The sequence below is a fragment of the Jonesia denitrificans DSM 20603 genome, from assembly GCF_000024065.1.
In the GTDB taxonomy this organism is placed as follows: Bacteria; Actinomycetota; Actinomycetes; order Actinomycetales; family Cellulomonadaceae; genus Jonesia; species Jonesia denitrificans.
In genome coordinates, this window is record NC_013174.1 from 1,622,725 (window position 1) to 1,641,443 (window position 18,719).

General features: G+C 58.4%; 15 protein-coding genes and 3 tRNA genes. 9 read left to right on the forward strand and 9 right to left on the reverse strand.

Annotated elements, in window-relative coordinates:
* Positions 1 to 48: 48 nt before the first annotated feature.
* Positions 49 to 2,796, forward strand: a complete 2,748-nt coding sequence (gene aceE, locus JDEN_RS07600) for a pyruvate dehydrogenase (acetyl-transferring), homodimeric type (RefSeq protein WP_015771788.1) — start codon at positions 49 to 51, stop codon at positions 2,794 to 2,796.
* A 98-nt stretch (positions 2,797 to 2,894) separates the two neighbouring features.
* Here aceE and JDEN_RS07605 read toward each other — a convergent pair whose 3' ends face one another.
* The gene (locus JDEN_RS07605; protein ID WP_015771789.1) at positions 2,895 to 3,581 is read right to left on the reverse strand and encodes a hypothetical protein; all 687 of its coding nucleotides are present in this window, start codon (positions 3,579 to 3,581) and stop codon (positions 2,895 to 2,897) included.
* A 132-nt stretch (positions 3,582 to 3,713) separates the two neighbouring features.
* Between JDEN_RS07605 and JDEN_RS07610 the strand changes: the two genes are divergently transcribed.
* The 5 genes from JDEN_RS07610 to fabF all read left to right on the forward strand — a co-directional run bounded on the left by JDEN_RS07610 (position 3,714) and on the right by fabF (position 8,638).
* Positions 3,714 to 4,907 carry a PucR family transcriptional regulator gene (locus JDEN_RS07610; protein WP_049754523.1) on the forward strand — a complete coding sequence of 398 codons (1,194 nt, stop codon included), beginning with the start codon at positions 3,714 to 3,716 and terminating at the stop codon, positions 4,905 to 4,907.
* 170 nt (positions 4,908 to 5,077) lie between these two features.
* A complete protein-coding gene (locus tag JDEN_RS07615) occupies positions 5,078 to 6,019 on the forward strand; it encodes an ACP S-malonyltransferase (protein WP_015771791.1) in 942 nt (313 codons plus the stop codon).
* A 21-nt stretch (positions 6,020 to 6,040) separates the two neighbouring features.
* The gene (locus tag JDEN_RS07620) at positions 6,041 to 7,042 is read left to right on the forward strand and encodes a beta-ketoacyl-ACP synthase III (protein ID WP_015771792.1); all 1,002 of its coding nucleotides are present in this window, start codon (positions 6,041 to 6,043) and stop codon (positions 7,040 to 7,042) included.
* Positions 7,043 to 7,092: 50 nt separating this feature from the next.
* The gene (locus JDEN_RS07625; protein WP_015771793.1) at positions 7,093 to 7,341 is read left to right on the forward strand and encodes an acyl carrier protein; all 249 of its coding nucleotides are present in this window, start codon (positions 7,093 to 7,095) and stop codon (positions 7,339 to 7,341) included.
* 58 nt (positions 7,342 to 7,399) lie between these two features.
* Positions 7,400 to 8,638: a beta-ketoacyl-ACP synthase II gene (fabF, locus tag JDEN_RS07630; RefSeq protein WP_015771794.1), complete on the forward strand. Its 1,239-nt coding sequence runs from the start codon at positions 7,400 to 7,402 to the stop codon at positions 8,636 to 8,638.
* Between the two features lie 111 nt (positions 8,639 to 8,749).
* On the opposite strand, the gene JDEN_RS07635 is transcribed toward fabF, so the two are convergent.
* The 3 genes from JDEN_RS07635 to JDEN_RS07645 all read right to left on the reverse strand — a co-directional run bounded on the left by JDEN_RS07635 (position 8,750) and on the right by JDEN_RS07645 (position 10,006).
* Positions 8,750 to 9,250: a DUF3145 domain-containing protein gene (locus JDEN_RS07635; RefSeq protein ID WP_015771795.1), complete on the reverse strand. Its 501-nt coding sequence runs from the start codon at positions 9,248 to 9,250 to the stop codon at positions 8,750 to 8,752.
* Between the two features lie 125 nt (positions 9,251 to 9,375).
* Positions 9,376 to 9,864: a peptide deformylase gene (gene def, locus JDEN_RS07640; RefSeq protein ID WP_015771796.1), complete on the reverse strand. Its 489-nt coding sequence runs from the start codon at positions 9,862 to 9,864 to the stop codon at positions 9,376 to 9,378.
* 65 nt (positions 9,865 to 9,929) lie between these two features.
* Positions 9,930 to 10,006: transfer RNA gene (locus tag JDEN_RS07645), tRNA-Ile, on the reverse strand.
* A gap of 62 nt (positions 10,007 to 10,068) precedes the next feature.
* Between JDEN_RS07645 and JDEN_RS13005 the strand changes: the two genes are divergently transcribed.
* From JDEN_RS13005 to JDEN_RS07660, 3 genes are all read left to right on the forward strand, one after another.
* Positions 10,069 to 10,662 carry a hypothetical protein gene (locus tag JDEN_RS13005; RefSeq protein ID WP_015771797.1) on the forward strand — a complete coding sequence of 198 codons (594 nt, stop codon included), beginning with the start codon at positions 10,069 to 10,071 and terminating at the stop codon, positions 10,660 to 10,662.
* A 50-nt stretch (positions 10,663 to 10,712) separates the two neighbouring features.
* Positions 10,713 to 10,787 (forward strand) — tRNA-Asn (locus JDEN_RS07655).
* Positions 10,788 to 10,806: 19 nt separating this feature from the next.
* A tRNA-Asn gene (locus JDEN_RS07660) sits at positions 10,807 to 10,881 on the forward strand.
* 110 nt (positions 10,882 to 10,991) lie between these two features.
* Here the strand turns inward: JDEN_RS07660 and dnaG are convergent.
* The 5 genes from dnaG to JDEN_RS07685 form a co-directional block, all read right to left on the reverse strand.
* On the reverse strand, positions 10,992 to 12,896 hold the full coding sequence (gene dnaG, locus JDEN_RS07665; RefSeq protein WP_015771798.1) for a DNA primase: 1,905 nt from the start codon (positions 12,894 to 12,896) through the stop codon (positions 10,992 to 10,994).
* A gap of 66 nt (positions 12,897 to 12,962) precedes the next feature.
* Complete coding sequence (locus JDEN_RS07670; protein ID WP_015771799.1) at positions 12,963 to 14,252, reverse strand: deoxyguanosinetriphosphate triphosphohydrolase; 1,290 nt, start codon at positions 14,250 to 14,252, stop codon at positions 12,963 to 12,965.
* 33 nt (positions 14,253 to 14,285) lie between these two features.
* The gene (locus JDEN_RS07675; protein ID WP_015771800.1) at positions 14,286 to 16,190 is read right to left on the reverse strand and encodes a glycoside hydrolase family 13 protein; all 1,905 of its coding nucleotides are present in this window, start codon (positions 16,188 to 16,190) and stop codon (positions 14,286 to 14,288) included.
* A gap of 8 nt (positions 16,191 to 16,198) precedes the next feature.
* The gene (locus JDEN_RS07680; RefSeq protein ID WP_015771801.1) at positions 16,199 to 17,101 is read right to left on the reverse strand and encodes a sugar ABC transporter permease; all 903 of its coding nucleotides are present in this window, start codon (positions 17,099 to 17,101) and stop codon (positions 16,199 to 16,201) included.
* A gap of 1 nt (position 17,102) precedes the next feature.
* Positions 17,103 to 18,707 carry an ABC transporter permease subunit gene (locus tag JDEN_RS07685; protein WP_015771802.1) on the reverse strand — a complete coding sequence of 535 codons (1,605 nt, stop codon included), beginning with the start codon at positions 18,705 to 18,707 and terminating at the stop codon, positions 17,103 to 17,105.
* Between the last annotated feature and the right edge of the window lie 12 nt (positions 18,708 to 18,719).

Sequence of the window (18,719 nt, forward strand, 5' to 3'; positions counted from 1 at the left end):
GAAGACCAGGGAAACCTGATCTTCACGACACGCGAGTAAGGACGGACTGTGGCCGCGAACGAGCAAACCGGGCCCCTGATCAACGGCCTGTTGAGTCAGGTGCCGGACATCGACCCGACGGAAACCGGCGAGTGGATCGAATCGCTGGACGGACTCATTGATGAGGCGGGCGGTCCACGTGCCCGCTACATCCTCCTTAACCTTCTGAAACGAGCGCGGGAACGCAACGTCGCAATCCCCACCTCAATCAACACCCCCTACGTCAACACCATCGGTGTCCACGAGGAACCCTACTTCCCCGGTGACGAGGTCATGGAACGCAAATACCGTTCCTGGGTGCGGTGGAACGCCGCAGTCCTGGTCACCCGCGCTCAGCGACCAGAGATCTCCGTCGGGGGGCACATCTCCTCCTACGCTTCCGTGGCAACCCTGTATGAAGTCGGGTTGAACCACTTCTTCCGCGGAAAAGACCACCCCGGCGGTGGGGACCAAATCTTCTTCCAAGGCCACGCCTCCCCCGGCGTCTACGCACGCGCCTTCCTGGAAGGACGACTCAGCGCAGAACGCCTCGACGGGTTCCGTCAAGAGCACTCACTGGGCGCTGGAAACGGGCTCCCCTCCTACCCGCACCCACGGCAGATGCCTGAGTTCTGGGAATTCCCCACCGTCTCTATGGGGCTTGGACCAGCAGAAGCGATCTACCAGGCGTGGACAAACAAGTACCTGCACAACCGCGGAATCAAAGACACCTCCCAGCAAGACGTGTGGGCATTCCTCGGTGACGGCGAAATGGACGAGCCCGAATCACGCGGCATGATCCAACTCGCAACACAACAGCAACTCGACAACCTCACCTTCGTTGTCAACTGCAACCTTCAACGCCTTGACGGCCCAGTGCGTGGAAACGGCAAAATCATCCAAGAACTGGAAGCACAGTTCAAGGGTGCAGGCTGGAACGTTATCAAGGTCGTGTGGGGCCGTGAATGGGACACCCTCCTCAACGCTGATAAGGACCGCGCCCTTGTCAACCTGATGAACACCACCCCTGACGGTGACTACCAGACCTACAAAGCCAACGACGGTGCCTTCGTTCGTGAGCACTTCTTTGGTCGCGACCCACGCACCAAAAAGCTTGTGGAAAACATGAGCGACGACGAAATTTGGGCACTCAAGCGTGGTGGTCACGACTACCGCAAACTGTTCGCAGCGTACGCGGCAGCACGCTCCCACACCGGTCAGCCCACCGTTATCCTCGCCAAAACCATCAAGGGCTACGGGCTTGGCTCAGGTTTCGCCGGGCGCAACGCCACCCACCAGAAGAAAAAGGTGGGCCTGGAAGAGTTGAAGACCCTACGCGACACCCTGCACATCCCCATCACTGATGAGCAGCTGGAAGCCAACCCGTACCTTCCTCCGTACTACCACCCAGGGATGGATGACCCAGCTATCGAGTACATGCTCGACCGGCGCCGCCAACTCGGTGGGTTCGTCCCCGAACGCCGCAACAAGCACGTTGCTGTGTCCTTGCCTGGTGACAAAGCCTATGAAGTGCTGGCTAAGGGCTCTGGTAAGCAAGAAGTCGCCTCCACCATGGCTTTTGTGCGTCTCCTCAAAGAACTCATGAAAGACAAAGAGTTCGGACACCGCGTTGTTCCGATCATCCCGGATGAAGCACGCACATTTGGTTTGGATGCGATCTTCCCCACCGCGAAGATCTTCAACACCCTGGGCCAAAACTACTTGGCTGTGGACCGCGACCTCATGCTGTCCTACAAGGAATCAGAGTCCGGCCAGATCATGCACACCGGCATCAACGAAGCCGGTTCCGCTGCCGCATTCCAAACGGTTGGTACGTCATACGCAACGCACGGTGAACCACTGGTTCCGTTCTACATCTTCTACTCGATGTTCGGATTCCAACGCACTGGCGACCAGTTCTGGGCTGCCGGAGACCAACTCACCCGTGGGTTTATCATCGGTGCGACCGCCGGCCGCACCACCCTCACCGGTGAAGGAACACAACACGCCGACGGTCACTCACCACTTCTCGCGGGAACAAACACCGCGGTTGTGCAGTACGACCCAGCATACGGGTACGAAATTCGGCACATTGTCCGTGACGGTCTCAAACGCATGTACGACGAGTCCGACCCACGTGACCCCAACATCATGTACTACCTCACGGTGTACAACGAACCTATGCCACAACCAGCTGAGCCCGACAACGTAGACGTGGACGGAATCCTGCGCGGAATCCACCGCGTGTCCGTAGGACAAGGCGATGGGCCACGCGTCCAACTTCTTGCCTCCGGTGTGGGTGTGCCCTGGGCTTTGGAAGCTCAAGAACTCCTCGCCAACGACTGGGGTGTCGCAGCTGACGTGTGGTCGGTGACATCATGGAACGAGTTGCGTCGCGACGGTTTAGCCGCCGACCAGCACAACTTCCTCCACCCCGACCAAGAGCCACGCGAGGCCTACCTCACCCAAAAGCTCAAGGACGCGCAAGGTCCATTCATCGCCACCAGCGACTACGACCACCTGGTCCAAGACCAAGTACGGACGTGGATCCCCGGCGACTACGCCGTCCTTGGTGCTGACGGATTCGGGTTCTCCGACACCCGTGCAGCAGCACGCCGTTACTTCAAGATCGATGGACCATCCGTGGTCGTGCGCGCACTGCAAGAACTTGCACGCCGCGGTGAGGTCTCCCGTGACCTCCAAGCCCAAGCGATCACCAAGTACGACCTGCACAATGTTGCGGCTGGAACCTCAGGGTCTGTCGGCGGCGACGCCTAACAACACCCCTAGGGCATCAAGCACCACATGAGTGTGGGCCCCTCCCACATTGGGAGGGGCCCACACTCATGTCGTTATCCACTTGTCACACGCAACAATTAGGACCGCGCTAACCGGGACTGCACATCGGCAGACAGCGTTGGGTCATACGCAGCCACGTCAGCCTCGGACACGTGGTCAAGAAGTTCCTCCAGGTAGCGTTGAGCTTCCGCGTGCTTACCGGCCTCAAGCGATGCTCGCACCACCTCAATACCAGCCTCAGGGACGTGCTGGCGTGCAATCCAATGCCCAACACCCAACAGGTAGGCCTCGGCAGCCAAATCATTGTCCCGAAGCAACCGCAGCGCAGCGGCAAGCGCCGCACCAGTCTCGTCACGTGACACGGCAGCGGTGAGCCGGCGGTTCGCGTCCTCTGGATTGTCGGGAAGCGAGAGGTGAGCCAATTGGATGAGCGGGTACCACGCTTTGGGGTGCCCGGCATACTCTTCAGCAAGCGCCCACAAACTCATCGTGTATTTTTCTTCGCGGGCGGCGCTGTCTGTGAGGTCAATCTCGGCGGTTCGTGGATCAACGTCATCGGTGGGGTCCTGGGCGCAGTTGCGTCCCACGACGTCAACAAGCGCGAGGAACGCATGCTCGTTGTTGGGGTCTTCTGCGAGCATCGCCCGGAGCGCGTCCTCCTGGATGACGTTCTTCGCAGGGTGTAGTGTTTCCCGCCGCCGTCCGACAGTTGACGCGGTGGTTGTGCGTTGGAGTAACTGTTTGATCTTGGGCATGAGGGCCATATAAAGACTCTACCTGTTTTTTGGGGATTCTTGGCGGTAACTTGGTGTGACCTGGCGTTTTCATCCGTGGGGTTCGGGGCACCTGCCTGGGATGTTGTGGGAATCGCACAAGACATGGTTATTCTCGTGTCCATGACATCCCCAGTGACTTCGAGCGGCGACACAGCAGGTCCTATTCCTGCGTCTCCTGCGAACCAGCAGCGCGTCCGTGAGGGTGCAGGTCTGCTCACATCAGCTGCATTGAAGCGTCTTGATGAGGATCTTCCCTGGTACCGTGCGCTACCGCGGGAAGAACGACAATGGGTTGGGTTAGTAGCCCAACAAGGTATTACCGCGTTTATTGATTGGTACACCTCGGCGGGTAAGTCGGGGCGTGACCCAGGTGAGATGTTTTCTGTCGCGCCCCAAGACTTAACCCGCTCCATTTCGCTGCAACACACACTGCAAATTGTGCGGTGTGCGGTGGAAGTGGTGGAAGCCTACAGTGACCGATTAGCTGCCCCCGGCCAAGAACGAGATTTACGTGAAGCAGTGCTGCGGTATTCACGTGAGGTCGCGTTTGAGGCTGCTGAGGTGTATGCGCGTGCTGCGGAAGTGCGTGGCGCGTGGGATGCCCGGCTTGAGGCGCTGGTTGTTGATGCGATTGTGCGCGGTGACCGAGATAAGTCGCTTCGATCCCGAGTGTCAACACTCGGGTGGTCAGGCACCGGGCATGTTGTTGTCATGGTGGGGTCAACGGCGTCTGCCTTTGACGACGTCAAGTCAGCAGATCTTCGCCGCGCGACCAGGCGCATCTTTGACGACGTCCTCGTGGGGATTCAAGGCGACCGGCTCGTGCTTGTTCTTGGCGGCTCCGGTGACTTAATCGCTGCAGCAGAGTCCCTTGCCCAACGTTTTGGTCCCGGCCCGGTCATTATTGGCCCGGTCGTTGCTGGGCTTGACGATGCGCCTCGTAGCGCCGCTGCTGCCCTGGCTGGTCTTGAGGCAGTGCCGGCGTGGCCTGGCGCTCCCCGTCCGGTCAGTGCAGATGAGCTCCTTCCTGAGCGGATGCTCGTGGGCGACCCGTTGGCGCGCGCCGCCCTGGTCACCCAAGCGTTTGAACCGTTGTCCGCCTCGGGTGGGGCGTTACTAGAGACCCTGTCCGCCTACCTTGGTACCGGCCGTTCCCTGGAGGGCGCGGCACGTGACCTGTATGTTCACCCCAACACGGTACGTTATCGGTTGCGCAAGGTCGCGGAGTTGACGGGCTGGGATCCTCTCGATGCGCGTGAGTCGTTTGTTCTTCAAGTCGCGTTAGCAGCGGGTCGGCTCCCCGCACCTCATTAGCGTGGCTGTGACCAAAGTTTTGAGACTTTCCCACCAAAGACAGCCGGCAGGACGTGCAGGAATTGTCTGCACATTCACAGCCCGTTGTGGTGACCCTACAAAAGAGTGAACGGGACTTGGTGGGGGTCGGTGACGCGCATCGGCAGGGGGTATCAGGCAGAGTAGGAACCGTGCTTGCAGTTGTATGCCCGGGGCAGGGCTCCCAGACTCCCGCCATGCTTGAGCCATGGCTGACATTGCCATCCGTGCGTGAGTTCCTCGGCGAACTCAGCGAGGCGAGCGGTGTCGACCTTATCGCGCACGGAACCACCTCGGATGCGGACACGATTCGCGACACTGCCGTTGCCCAACCACTGATTGTGGCCAGTTCGTTGATGGCGTGGCACGCCCTCACGCACGGTAAGACCACGGCCACACCCCACGTTGTGGCCGGTCACTCCGTTGGTGAGTTTGCTGCAAGTGCACTTGCTGGCGTGATGACGAACGCGCAAGCAACAGCGCTCGTGACCCACCGTGCGCGCGCGATGGCGCAGGCAGCTAGCGCCCACGCGACCGGTATGACCGCTGTTGTGGGTGGTCAACCAGATGATGTGCTTGCCAGTATCGCCGCCGCTGGTTTGACCCCCGCGAACATGAACTCCCCACAGCAAGTTGTTGCGGCGGGTTCGCTCGATGGCATCGCCGCCCTTCAGGCGTCACCCCCCGCTCGGGCACGGGTCATCGCGTTGCAGGTCGCTGGTGCCTTTCACACCGAGTTCATGGCTCCCGCACAAGACGCGTTCCGTGACGTTGCACGCGGCTGGCCGGTTGCTGACCCAACACTGACTTTGCTCAGCAACCGTGATGGCCGCGCTTTCACCGACGGCGCCCACGGGTACGGTCGCGGACAGGACATGCTCGATTCCCTTGTCCACCAAATCACCTCACCGGTTCGCTGGGATTTGTGCCAGCACACTCTCGCAGACCTTGGGGTCACCGGTGTCCTTGAACTCGCACCAGGCGGGGTATTAACTGGGCTCGCGAAACGTACTCTGAAGGGTGTGGCAACCTGTGCTATCTCTTCACCCGACGACCTTCCTACCGCTCACGACTTCATCACCGAACACGCCTGATTCATCTCACTGAGGACACCGATGGCAACGCTCACTCAAGCACAAGGCTCCCCCTTTTCCCGCATCTACGGTTTTGGTGCCTACCGGGGGGACAACGTCGTCACGAACGACGATATTGCTGGCCCTATTGATTCCTCCGATGAATGGATCCGGCAACGGACCGGCATTGTCACCCGGCGCCGGGCGCATACTGAGGAATCAGTCATTGATCTTGCTGTTCGCGCCGCCCGCGACGTGTTGGCCACCACGGGTATTGATCCGTCCGACATTGGTGCGGTCATCATGTCCACAGTCACGTACTTCCACCAAACACCGGCTGCGGCAGCAATCGTTGCCGAGAAAATCGGGGCAACACCTGCAGCAGCGTTCGATATTTCCGCTGCGTGCGCCGGGTACACGTACGGTGTTGCACAAGCAGATGCGCTGGTACGGGCCGGAACAGCACGGTACGTTCTGGTCATCGGCGCCGAAAAAATGTCGGACTTCATTGACCCCACGGACCGGTCAATTTCGTTTCTCCTAGGAGATGGCGCCGGCGCAGTCATTGTAGGGCCTTCAGACCAGCCTGGAATCGGAAAAACCGTGTGGGGCGCTGATGGCACAAAAGCAAACCTCATTTACCAGACCCACTCATGGCAAGAACTCAACGCAAACCCCGACCTCGGGTGGCCAACACTGCGCCAGGACGGTCCTTCAGTGTTCAAATGGGCGTCGTTTACCATGGCACCTATCGCCAAAGAAGCGATCGCAGCCGCCGGCCTGACACCCGATGACATTGATGTGTTTGTCCCCCACCAAGCCAATATGCGTATCATCGACCAGTTGATTAAGCAGATCAAACTGCCCGATCACGTTGTTGTCGGCCGTGACATCGCCGACACAGGGAACACCTCTGCAGCATCGATCCCTCTTGCCACCCACAGACTCCTGTCCGAAGGGCAAGCAAAGTCAGGGGATCTATGCCTCCAAATAGGGTTTGGCGCAGGTCTCGCCTACGCGGCGCAGGTCATCGCCCTTCCATGACCATGATCGATGAAACGCCGTTTCATCACTGACACAAGGAGAACCACACCATGGCACACACCGAACAAGACGTTCTCGCAGGTCTTGCCGAAATCGTCGCTGAAGAAACTGGTCTTGCTGTTGAGACCGTCACCGCTGAAAAGTCGTTCGTTGACGACCTCGACATCGATTCCCTGTCCATTATGACCATCGTCACCCACGCTGAAGACAAGTTCGACGTGACCATCCCTGATGAAGCTGCGAAAGACTTCACCACTGTGGGCGACGCCGTGAACTACATCGTCAGCGCTCAGGGCTGACACAACCGTTGTGTGGGGTGCCCGCGCACCCCACACTTTTCACTGCCCAAGGAGAAGCATGTCGACCACTGTAGTTGTGACCGGTTTGGGGGCAACCACCCCGCTCGGCGGCGATGTCGCCTCCACCTGGAAGGCCGCACTGGCCGGCGAATCTGGTGCACGGACCCTTGATAATGACTGGGCCGAAAAATACGGGATCGGTGTGAACTTCGCCGCCCAACTCAAGGTTGGGCCCGAGGAAGTACTAGCACGCCCCGAGATGAAAAAGATGGACCCCTCGGCCCAGTACGCGATCATCGCCACACGTGAAGCGTGGGCTGACGCAGGCACACCTGATGTTGACCCCACGCGTCTTGGTGCGGTCGTGTCCTCAGGGATTGGTGGCATCTGGACCACCCTCGATGGATGGGACACCCTCCGTGAACGTGGTGGCCGCCGGGTACTGCCCATGACCGTGCCCATGCTCATGCCTAACTCTCCTGCCGCCTACGTTGAACTTGAGGTCGGAGCCCAAGCCGGAGCCCACGCCCTCGTGTCAGCCTGCGCTTCGGGCGCAGAGGCCATTGGCTACGCCGTGGACATGATCCGTCTCGGCCGTGCAGATGTTGTGGTCGCTGGTGGCACTGAAGCGGCAATCCACCCGATGCCGCTGGCAGCGTTCGCTGCATCGCGCACCTTGTCAGGGCGCAACGACGACCCCGCCCGCGCATCGCGCCCTTATGACACCGACCGTGACGGTTTTGTCATGGCAGAGGGCGCAGGAATCGTTGTCCTCGAAAGCGAAGCACACGCAAAAGCGCGCGGCGCGAAAATATACGCCGAAATTTCAGGTGTGGGCTTGTCCTCCGACGCCTACCACCTGACGTCCCCTGAACCCACAGGACGTGGACAGATCGCTGCGATGGAACGAGCAATCGCAAACGCAGCCATTGCCAAGAACGACATCCACCACATCAACGCACACGCAACCTCGACAACAGTGGGTGACCTCATCGAGGCGCGCGCAATTCGTACTCTTCTCGGTGACACTGCAGACCAGGTGAAGCTCTCTGCGACGAAGTCGCTCACTGGTCACCTGCTTGGGGGTGCTGGCGCCTTGGAGACAATCTTCTCCATCTTGGCTGTGCGCGACCGTGTCGCACCCCCCACGATCAACGTGGAGAACCCAGACCCAGAACTCACCTTGGACCTGGTTCGCACCACACCGCGTGACCTGCCCACTGGGGATATTGCTGCACTGAACAACTCATTTGGGTTCGGAGGGCACAACGTTGCCCTCGTCGTGCGCAATCATTAACGCCCAGGAGCACATTCACGGTAAAGCTGTGGGCCGCCCGTTTCTTCACGGGCGGCCCACAGCTTTATTGTCGTTATTGTCTTGTGCCTTGTTCACAGCACCTGGACACTCCTAGCCAACCTGGTGCAGCCAACGCACCGGGGCGCCTTCACCGGCGTAGCGGAAAGGTTCAAGTTCTTCATCCCAGGCTGTTCCCAACGCAAGGTCAAGCTCCCGACGCATCCGGTACGAATCATAGGAATGCTCCATGGCTGCTCGCACCCGCATTTCAGGGACCACAATGTTTCCGTGGACATCCATTTGCGCGTGGAACACACCCAACGACGGTGTATGACTCCACCGAGATCCATCAGCACCAGCTGATGGGTCCTCAGTCACTTCGAAACGAAGTTGCTCCCACCCACGTAGAGCAGAAACAACTTTTGCCCCGGTCCCTTGGTGTCCTTGCCACGACAATTCTGTCCGCATCAGACCCCGAGCTGCGGGTTGTGGGGTCCATTCACAGTGCACCCGGACCCCAAGAACGTTGCTCACCGCCCACTCCACGTGAGGGCACATCGCTTTCGGCGCCGAGTGCACAAAAAAGACACCACGGGTTAAGGCACCAGCCATCATTTCCTCCTTGGGTGAGGTGCGTCTTCCCCTACGACCTCATCCACCTGGGATACAACTGATGCTGTGACCATATTGCCTGACAAATGTGTCTGGCGCAACGGCCCACCAAAAAACACAACCTCCTACAACGACGCTCTCAGCTCCTGCATCGCCCGGCGGCGAACTGACCGTTCAAGACGGTCCAAATACAGCAACCCATCAAGGTGATCCACTTCGTGCTGCAAGCACCGACCCATCAGGTCTGTACCCTCGACCGTCAGTGGACGTCCATCAAGGTCAATGCCCTCAACTCGCGCATACATATGGCGGCGCGTGGGGTACCACAACCCAGGAACAGACAAACATCCCTCGTCGCCGTCTTGATAACTCTCCTCAGAAAGCTCAACGATTCGTGGATTGATCACATACCCGAGATCATCGTCAATGTTGTACGCAAACGCCCGGAGATTCACCCCAATTTGGTTGGCTGCCAGGCCAGCACGGCCCTCCATGTCAACCGTCTCCAACAGGTCTTCGACCAGCCCTTTGACCCGGTCGTCGATATGGGTGATTTCGTCGCACTTCGTGCGCAAGACCGGATCAGGGACTACGCGAATCTCACGCATCGCCATAACGTTCCTCCAGTACCGACATGTCGCCGTTGTGTGAAAGCGCGTTCTCCAACGGAGGACACGAATGGTGCCCCAAGCAGGACTTGAACCCGCGACCAAGAGATTATGAGTCTCCTGCTCTAACCAGCTGAGCTATTGGGGCGCCCCTTAAGGCTACCGTGTTTGAGGCCTGCTCAACGACCAAAATCACGTTAACGTGGTGTCATGTTGTTCACGCGATCGACCTTACCTCGCGATATCGCCTCACGCGCCCGCACCCTCTCACGCCCTCCTTTCCTTGCATGGATGCGCGACACCCCTCACTCAACGAGTCAAATAACGGCGACAACACGTTTCCTCATTGCCACCCGCTCGCACCTCGTCCTCATCACCGAAAACAATGCGGAGCAAGCCTCGCCGACCCCATCAAGCTCAGCCGTAAGCCCCGACGGTGACAACCGGTGGGAGTGGTCACACGTTGACCGGGCATCCTGGGATCCAACCGACCAGAAACTGACCGTGACTTTCACCACGTCCACAGAACCTCTGACGGTAACTGCCAGCACAGACACCCCCGTGCGCTTTCTCACAGTTCTGCGTGAACGCATTGAACACACGGTCGTCATGAGCGAGACAATCACGCTTGATAACAGCAGAAACGTGCGCATTGCACTGCGTCGCACCCCCAACGGCGACACCTTCATTGAAGTCCTCCACGACCGCAACGCCCCACCTACTGACCACGAAATTCGGACAAAGGTAACACCTGTGGTGGCGCGCTTCCGCGAGCTGTCCGGAGCACCCTTGAAAACCTGCTAGAGTTTTATCTGCGGATCACGCGGTCAAGGCTCTTGACCGGTGGCACCCATTCCCGCGTAGCTCAACGGCAGAGCATCCGACTGTTAATCGGACGGTTACTGGTTCGAATCCAGTCGCGGGAGCCACACCACACTCACTACGCATTCCCGCGTAGCTCAACGGCAGAGCATCCGACTGTTAATCGGACGGTTACTGGTTCGAATCCAGTCGCGGGAGCCACACACTGTGGGGCAGAAGAACACTGGTTCTTCTGCCCCACAGTCATATCCAGTCACATCCACAACAAACCCACACCCGTGTGTGCCGTCGCCTCACATCAGTCCACGTCATCACTCCGTGTCCCGCAGTTGACGACGCTGCGCCTCAAGGTCAACCAACAAGGTATACACCTCCTGGTACGCCTCCGGGTCTGACGCGTAGTCCATCCGCTGTAGCCGCGACTTCACATCACCAATCTGACGTGTCATGCCCATATCAATAAAAGCGCGCACAATCCCTTGCACATACAACGGCATCGCCTCAGGACGATCCTCTGGTAACGGAGCCACACTCAGTTCATTGACCAACACGCGAACCGGATCAGCCGCCGCCTCAAGGACAGCCTCCACCCACTCCACAGCACTCAACGACGCAGCCGCTGTTAACCCACCAGCAGCTCGAATCGCATCAAACACAGCACGCCACGCAGGAACAGCAAAGGCCTGGGCAGGAAGCGCATCAAACACCGCCCCAGGCACCTCATGCGGTTGCTGCAACATCACTTCCAACGTTTGGCGCTCCAACCGAGCTACCGGATCCGACGCATGAGGGGCAGGTGCCCCATCCAGAGCCTCTGTGGTCTGTGCGTCGCTCGGCTCCCCACCAGAGGATCTCGATGACCGTCCCGCCCGCTGGACCGCCTGACGCACCACATCAAGGTCCATTCCCAGCCAACCAGCCAACACCCGCGAATACTCCGGGCGCAACGCCGCATCACGAATCGAGGCAACAACCGGAGCACACTGACGCAACGCCCCCACACGCCCCTCCGCTGTGTGCAAAGGAAAAGCCTCCAAGGTGGTCCGTAACACAAACTCAAACAACGGGACACGCCGATTCACCAAATCCGCCACCGCAGCAGGACCCCGCTGCTGACGCAACTCACACGGATCAAGTCCATCTGGTTGCACCGCAACAAACGTTTGCGCCAAAAAACGCTGTTCCTCATCAAACGCACGCATCGCAGCTTTACGGCCAGCAGCATCACCATCAAACGTGAAAATAATCTCCCCGCCCATGGACCCGCCAGAAGCTAACCGCACGCCCCCACCTGCATGAGTGTCACCAAGCAAACGCCGAACAAACTTCACATGGTCCACCCCAAAAGCTGTCCCACACGTAGCCACCGCGGTCGTGACACCCGACAAATGAGCAGCCATCACATCGGTGTACCCCTCAACAACAACAACACGTTTCTCTTTCGCGATGTCGCGCTTAGCAAGATCAATCCCGTACAACACCTGCGACTTCCGGTACAAAGACGTTTCCGGGGTGTTCAAATACTTTGGCCCCTGATCATCGTCATACAGTCGACGCGCGCCAAAACCAATCACCTCACCAGTGACATCACGAATCGGCCACATCAACCGGCCACGGAATCTGTCATACATACCCCGCTGGCCCGACGACATCAGCCCCGTGCCCTGGATTTCCTCGGTCGTGAACCCCTTGGAACGCAACACAGTCAATAAGTGATCCCACCCTTTCGGGGCATATCCCACCCCAAAATGTGCCGCATCGTCCCGCGAAAAAGACCGGTCCGCCAGGAACTGCCGCGCCGTCGCCGCTTCCGACGACATCAACTGCTCCTGGTAATACGCTGCAGCGATCCGATGCGCTGCAAGTAACCGAGCACGCCGCGACGGTTCCTCGCCTCGACGTTCACTGCCCTCCTCGTACCTCAACGTGAGCCCCACACGGCCAGCGAGATACTCCACCGCCTCCGTAAACGTCAGCCCATCCACTTTCTGGATGAAACTGATGACGTCCCCACCCTCACCACACCCAAAACAGTGATATCGGCCTACATGTGGCCGTACATGAAATGATGGGCTTTTTTCATCATGAAATGGGCATAGCCCCTTCATCGACCCGACACCCGCGGGTTTGAGAGTCACATGCTCACCGACAATGTCATCGATTTTTGCCCGCTCACGCACAGCATCTACATCGTCGCGCTTAATTAAGCCAGCCACAGTCCCACCTCCGTCCTGCTTCCAGCATCAGTTCACGGCACGCAACAGTCCCACACACGCAACCGATCACAGGAACAGGGTCTCCCCGTTCAAACACCACCGTTGGTGCCACCGCAACGCTGACACGTCGGTCAGGGACGCGACCTGGTCAATCACTACACGCAACCTCGCCCCCTCGTCACGAGCCACATGCCAGTCACCACGAAACGCCGGTTCAAGCGCCTCAGCCCCATGATAGGAAAGCGCCTTCACCAAATCCTCAATCACCACGCGCTGGTCAATGTAGGTCCGCTGAGTCTCACGCGGCGCCATGACATACGCCACCGCAAGTCCTTTCAACACCAGAATCTCCGCCAACGTTTCCTGCGGAACAATCAAATTCGCGTTGTACCTCGTTAACGGACCATCCCCATACTCTTGCCGAGTCGCATGCTGGGCAGCTTGGGCAAAACGACCAATGAGCTGCGAGGTCGCATCTTTCAACACCGCTAACGCACGGCGCGACCCATCAAAGTCAGTCACAAGTAGTTTCGCGGCACGAAGACGCGCAATCGCGGCACGAAGGTCATCAGCTGACACAAGGTGCCCATACCAGTCAGTCGTATAGTCAATGACACGAGTTTGCTCGTCATCGGCGTGCAGCATCGCCAAGTCCAAGGTTCCGCCCGCGATCGCGTCCTCAACGTCATGCACGGAATACGAAATATCATCTGCCAGGTCCATCACCTGGGCTTCCAAGCATTGGCGTCCCTCAGGTGCGCCTTGCCGCAGCCACTCAAACACAGGGACATCGTCCTGGTAAACACCAAACTTGTGGGTGCGTTGACCGTCCTTCACCGGACGTTCAGCAAAGGACCAGGGGTACTTCACGGACGCATCCAACGAAGCTCGGGTGAGGTTGAGCCCCGCAGGCACGCCCGTGGAAGAAAACACCTTCGCTTCCAAGCGCGTAAGTAACCGTAACGTCTGTGCGTTTCCCTCAAACCCACCGATGTCATGGGCGATCTCCGCAAGCGCCCGCTCCCCGTTGTGGCCAAAGGGTGGGTGTCCTAGGTCGTGGGCAAGGCAGGCGGCGTCCACAACGTCCGGGTCGCAGCCAAGCGCTTTCCCCAGTTCCCGCCCCACCTGCGCTACCTCAAGTGTGTGGGTGAGGCGGTTACGAATAAAGTCATTGCTTTCTGGGCCAAGGACTTGGGTCTTGTCCGACAGCCGCCGCAACGCTGAAGAATGGAGAATTCGCGCACGGTCCCGCTCAAAGGGCGTGCGGTTCGGGTTCTTCGCTGATTCTGGGACGAGCCGATCAAGGTCAGCGTCGTCATACCCTGAAGCGAGTTGTCCTGCCACACGTAATGTCACAGTGCAACACTATCCAATGAGCGACCCATTTCCCTATCTGATGCGCCACATGTGGACGGCGGGACCGGTCGCAGGTACCACAAGGTGACCGTCGGTAACAGTTGTCTCACCGTGACCATAGATCAATTCAGGGTTCTTGGCGGCGGGACTTTGTGCGCAGGTGTGTGCCGATGCGTCCCACACCATCCGATCCGCGACTGTCAGTGGGATGCGAACCCCAGACCATGGCGCCCGAGCAAGAGCAATAATGATGGTGTCGCGAGAATCCTGCCGAGCGAACACCACCGCATCGTCAGTTGTGTGGAGCCACCGCAGTGAGCCGGTGGATAGTGCTGGGTGCTCCTTGCGCAGGCGAATCAGCGCTGTGTAGATGGCCAGCGTGTCGGCGTCCCATCGGGTGGGGTCGTTCCACGGCATGGTCGACCGTGCGTGTTCCCCGTTAGTTCCGGTCAATCCCACTTCATCACCGGCAAAGACTACGGGCGCGCCCAGGTAAGTGAAGAGAAGCGCGGCGGCAAGCTCCACCTTGTCCGCCGACCCCACCAGGGTACGCAGTCGAGGGGTGTCATGCGATCCCAGCATGTTCCACTGGGACATGAGCGTGGTGAACGGGTAGACGGAATCGAAGGTCCGCATGACCTGAACCATGGTCGTGCCATCGATTCGAGGCATCCGCGCAGGAAGACCAAACGCCGGGATGTCCGCTTCGCTGCTGGCTAGCCACGCCCACACGGGACGGGTGAACGCTGAGTAGTTCATGTTTCCGTGCCAGCCACCAAGACCAAGATCCGCTGAGGCATCATGAAAGTGTTCAGCGATCAACAACGCATCAGGGTTGATCTCAAGCATTGTTGTGCGGATTGTTTTCGCTACATCGTGGGTGACATCCATGTCTTGGTAGCGGCCAGTCATGTTCGCAACATCAACCCGCCATCCATCAAGGCTGAAAGGTGGCTGAAGCCACCGCCCAATAACCGACTGTGGTCCCTTAATCATCGTGCTGCGCAGTTGTTCAGACGTGTAGTTCAGCTTGGGCAAGGAGGGGTGTTCTAACCAACAGGCGTACCCGGGCTCCTGAGGAATCCAATAGAAGAAATCACGTTCCACTGCATCAGGGTCGTGTGCTGCGCGAGTAAACCACTCATGTGATGCGCCAGTGTGGTTTGTGGTGATGTCCCCCATCAGGTGCATGCCACGGTCGTGGACCGCCTGCGACAGACGCTCATAGGCGTCATCCCCGCCAAGGAGCGGGTCCACACTGTCAAACGTGGATGCGTCATAGCGGTGATTGGACTGCCCGGGAAACACCGGGGTGAGGTAGACAGTCCCGACACCGAGGTCAGTGAGATGGTCCAGGTGCTCGACGATCCCGTCAAGATCCCCACCAAAGAAATGCTCGGAGACACCTGGCCCACTGGCAATGGGTTCTTCGTTCCACTCAGTTGCTGGGATCGCCCACGAAGGAAGAGACGTCTCAGAGAGTTTGGGGGCGGTGGAGGAGCGCGCGAACCGGTCTGGGAAGATCTGGTACACCACTCCGTCATGGAGCCACTTGGGTGCAGGAGCGTGCACGCTCAACTGAAAATCGTGTGCGTCAGGAACATCGTGGGTGAACCATCCCTTTTGGTTCACCCACCCGTACCCTGACTCGAGGACCACAAAAAATCGGTACCGCGTGGTGGGATTGTGGACCAACACGTCAGCCTCGTACCATGACTCGTCCGCACCCTCGTGGAGCAGACGGGCAGGACGTAAGCGCGGTTCACCATCACGGACCATCCGCACGTGTACCTCACGGGCATTGATGCCCGCCGGCACCCGCAGTCGTACGCGCACCTCCTCCCCCAACAACGGGGTCAGCTTCTCAACGTAGAGCGCAGACCCATCATGGTGGGGAACAAGATACACAGCAGGAATCGACCCAGGTGAGGCGGGCATCGTCGTGGTTATCCCTTCACAGAACCGGCTGTCAGACCGGACACAATGTACTTTTGGAGGAACAGGAAGAGTGTGACAATCGGGATCGCCGCCAAGACAGCACCCGCAGCAAACAAGCCCCACGGAGCGTTCCGTTCGTCTGCAGCCCACTGATACAAGCCCACCGCCAAAGTCATTTTGTCAGTGTGCGACAGAACAGTCTTCGCGATGATGAACTCTCCGTATGCTCCGATGAACGCAAGCAACCCCACCACTGCGAGGATCGGCGAGACAAGACGCAAGATGATTGTCCAGAAAATCTGTGCGTGGCTTGCGCCATCAATCTTGGCAGCCTCATCAATTTCGTGCGGGACCGTGTTGAAGAACCCATACATGAGGAAGGTGTTGACCCCGAGTGCGCCACCCAGGTACACAGCGATCAACCCTAGTTGATTGTTGGCACCAAGGAACGGGAAAACCTCACGCAACGACAGCAACAGCAAGAAGATCGCCACCACTGCAAGCATTTGCGGGAACATCTGGATAATGAGTAACGCGGTTAACGATGCGCGGCGCCCAGTGAACCGGAAGCGTGAGAACGCATACGCTGCTGCCCCACCCATGAGAACCGTTCCGATGGCTGCCGCTGACGAGATAAACAGCGAGTTGAGAGCCCACTGAGCAAATCCAGTGTCAAACAAGTTGGCGTAATTGTCCGGCTTCACTTCGGAGAAGAGTTCGTTGGAGCCAGTCAAGGTGGTTCGTGGCTTCAACGAGGCACTGAACACGTAGATGAGGGGGAAGATCGCGTACACAATCCCGATAACACCCACAATGTGCCGCCAGCCCACTTGACGCCACCACTGGGCCCCTTTGAGGCGACTATCACGAATCTCAAGGTGTGACGCGCGTGATTTCACTGCAGCAGACATCTCAGATCTCCTCCAACTGCTTGGTCTTACGGAAGCCAAGCCACGAGATGATTCCAACGAAGATGAAGATCAGGATGGACACAGCAGACGCCAACCCGTACTGCTTCACCCCTGATTCGAACGCAACCGAGTACACCATCGAGATCAAAATATCTGTGGACCCGATGAGCAGTGGGCTTCCGGTGAAGTTGGGGCCACCACCGGTCAGCATGTAGATCAGTGCGAAGTTATTGAAGTTAAACGCAAAGCTCGAGATCAGCAATGGAGCCGTGGAGACCATGAGCAACGGCAAAATAATGGACCGCAGCACACGCCAAGGGGACGCACCATCAACGCGCGCCGATTCCAGGACATCGGAAGGGATGGATTGCAATGTCCCAGTACAGATCAGGAACATGTATGGGAATCCGAGCCAAAGGTTCACCATGATAATGGAGAACTTTGCAAGCCACGGGTCAGTCAACCAAGGTACTGAACTACCTTGCAAAATGACCTCGTTGATGAAACCAAAACGTTCGTTGAGCATCCCTCGCCACACCAGCGCTGAGAGGAACCCAGGGAACGCATAGGGCAGGATCAGCAGCGAACGGTAGAACTTTCGGCCTCGCACACGAGGGTCGTTAAAGACCAGTGCAAGTGCCAACCCCAAGGCAAATGTTGTGGCAACAGATAAGAAAGCAAAGACGAACGTCCACACAAGGATTTGGAAGAAGGGGCCAGACAACCGGGAGTCAGTGAACATCTTGGTGAAGTTCTCGCCCCCCACAAAGACGCGCCATCCAGGGCTGAGTTCTTCCCCATCAGCGGAGACAAAGTTCCCTCGGTCGCTTGGGGTGTACTCGACGCCCGTCTCGACGTTCGTCATGACATCGCGAGACTCGTCATACTCCAAAACGGACCGGTACACGTAGGCGTTGGTCGCATCGGTGGTGCGCAGGGACCCGTCATTGGGGTCATCGGAAATAGGAACGCGGAGGTTCACTACCTCATCCTGGTTGGCAGCAATTTGTGCGAAGTCGAGGATCGTGTAGCCGTCGATGTCAGTAATGCGGGCACCGTCGTTGGGCGCATCGATGTTCTCAAGAGCGGTGTCGTTGGCACCAACTTTGGACTGTCCATCATCAACGATCCCGAAAGCGATGTTGCCATCTGCATCTTCAAGGACAGTGATGGGGTAACCAGCAGTTCCTTCGACTCGTTTTTCGTTGTACGAAAGGATCGAGGAGATCGCATCTGCTTTGGTGGAGTTGTGGCCGTCGCCGTAGTTCGTAAAGGCCACATACCCGGTGTACACCATGGTGAACAGTTGGTAAGTGAACAGGAAGAGAAGCCCCGGGTACAGGTATTTGCCGGGAATTGCGCGGCGCGAAAAGTACACCCAGTTGGCAACGATAACGGCGATAGCGAGGCCAGTGAAAACACCCCATGCGCCAACCGCCCACGAAGCGTAGAGCCCGTACAAGCCAAAGGCGTTGATAACGGCCATGATAGCGAGCTTCGCGAAGAAGCCCGCAGTGAAGTTCCGTGCCGGAGAGGCATCCTGAATGCCTGCCCCCGACCGTTTCCTCGAGTGCGGCGGTGTGGCCGCCTGCTGCCCGATTGACATGTCTCTCCTTGA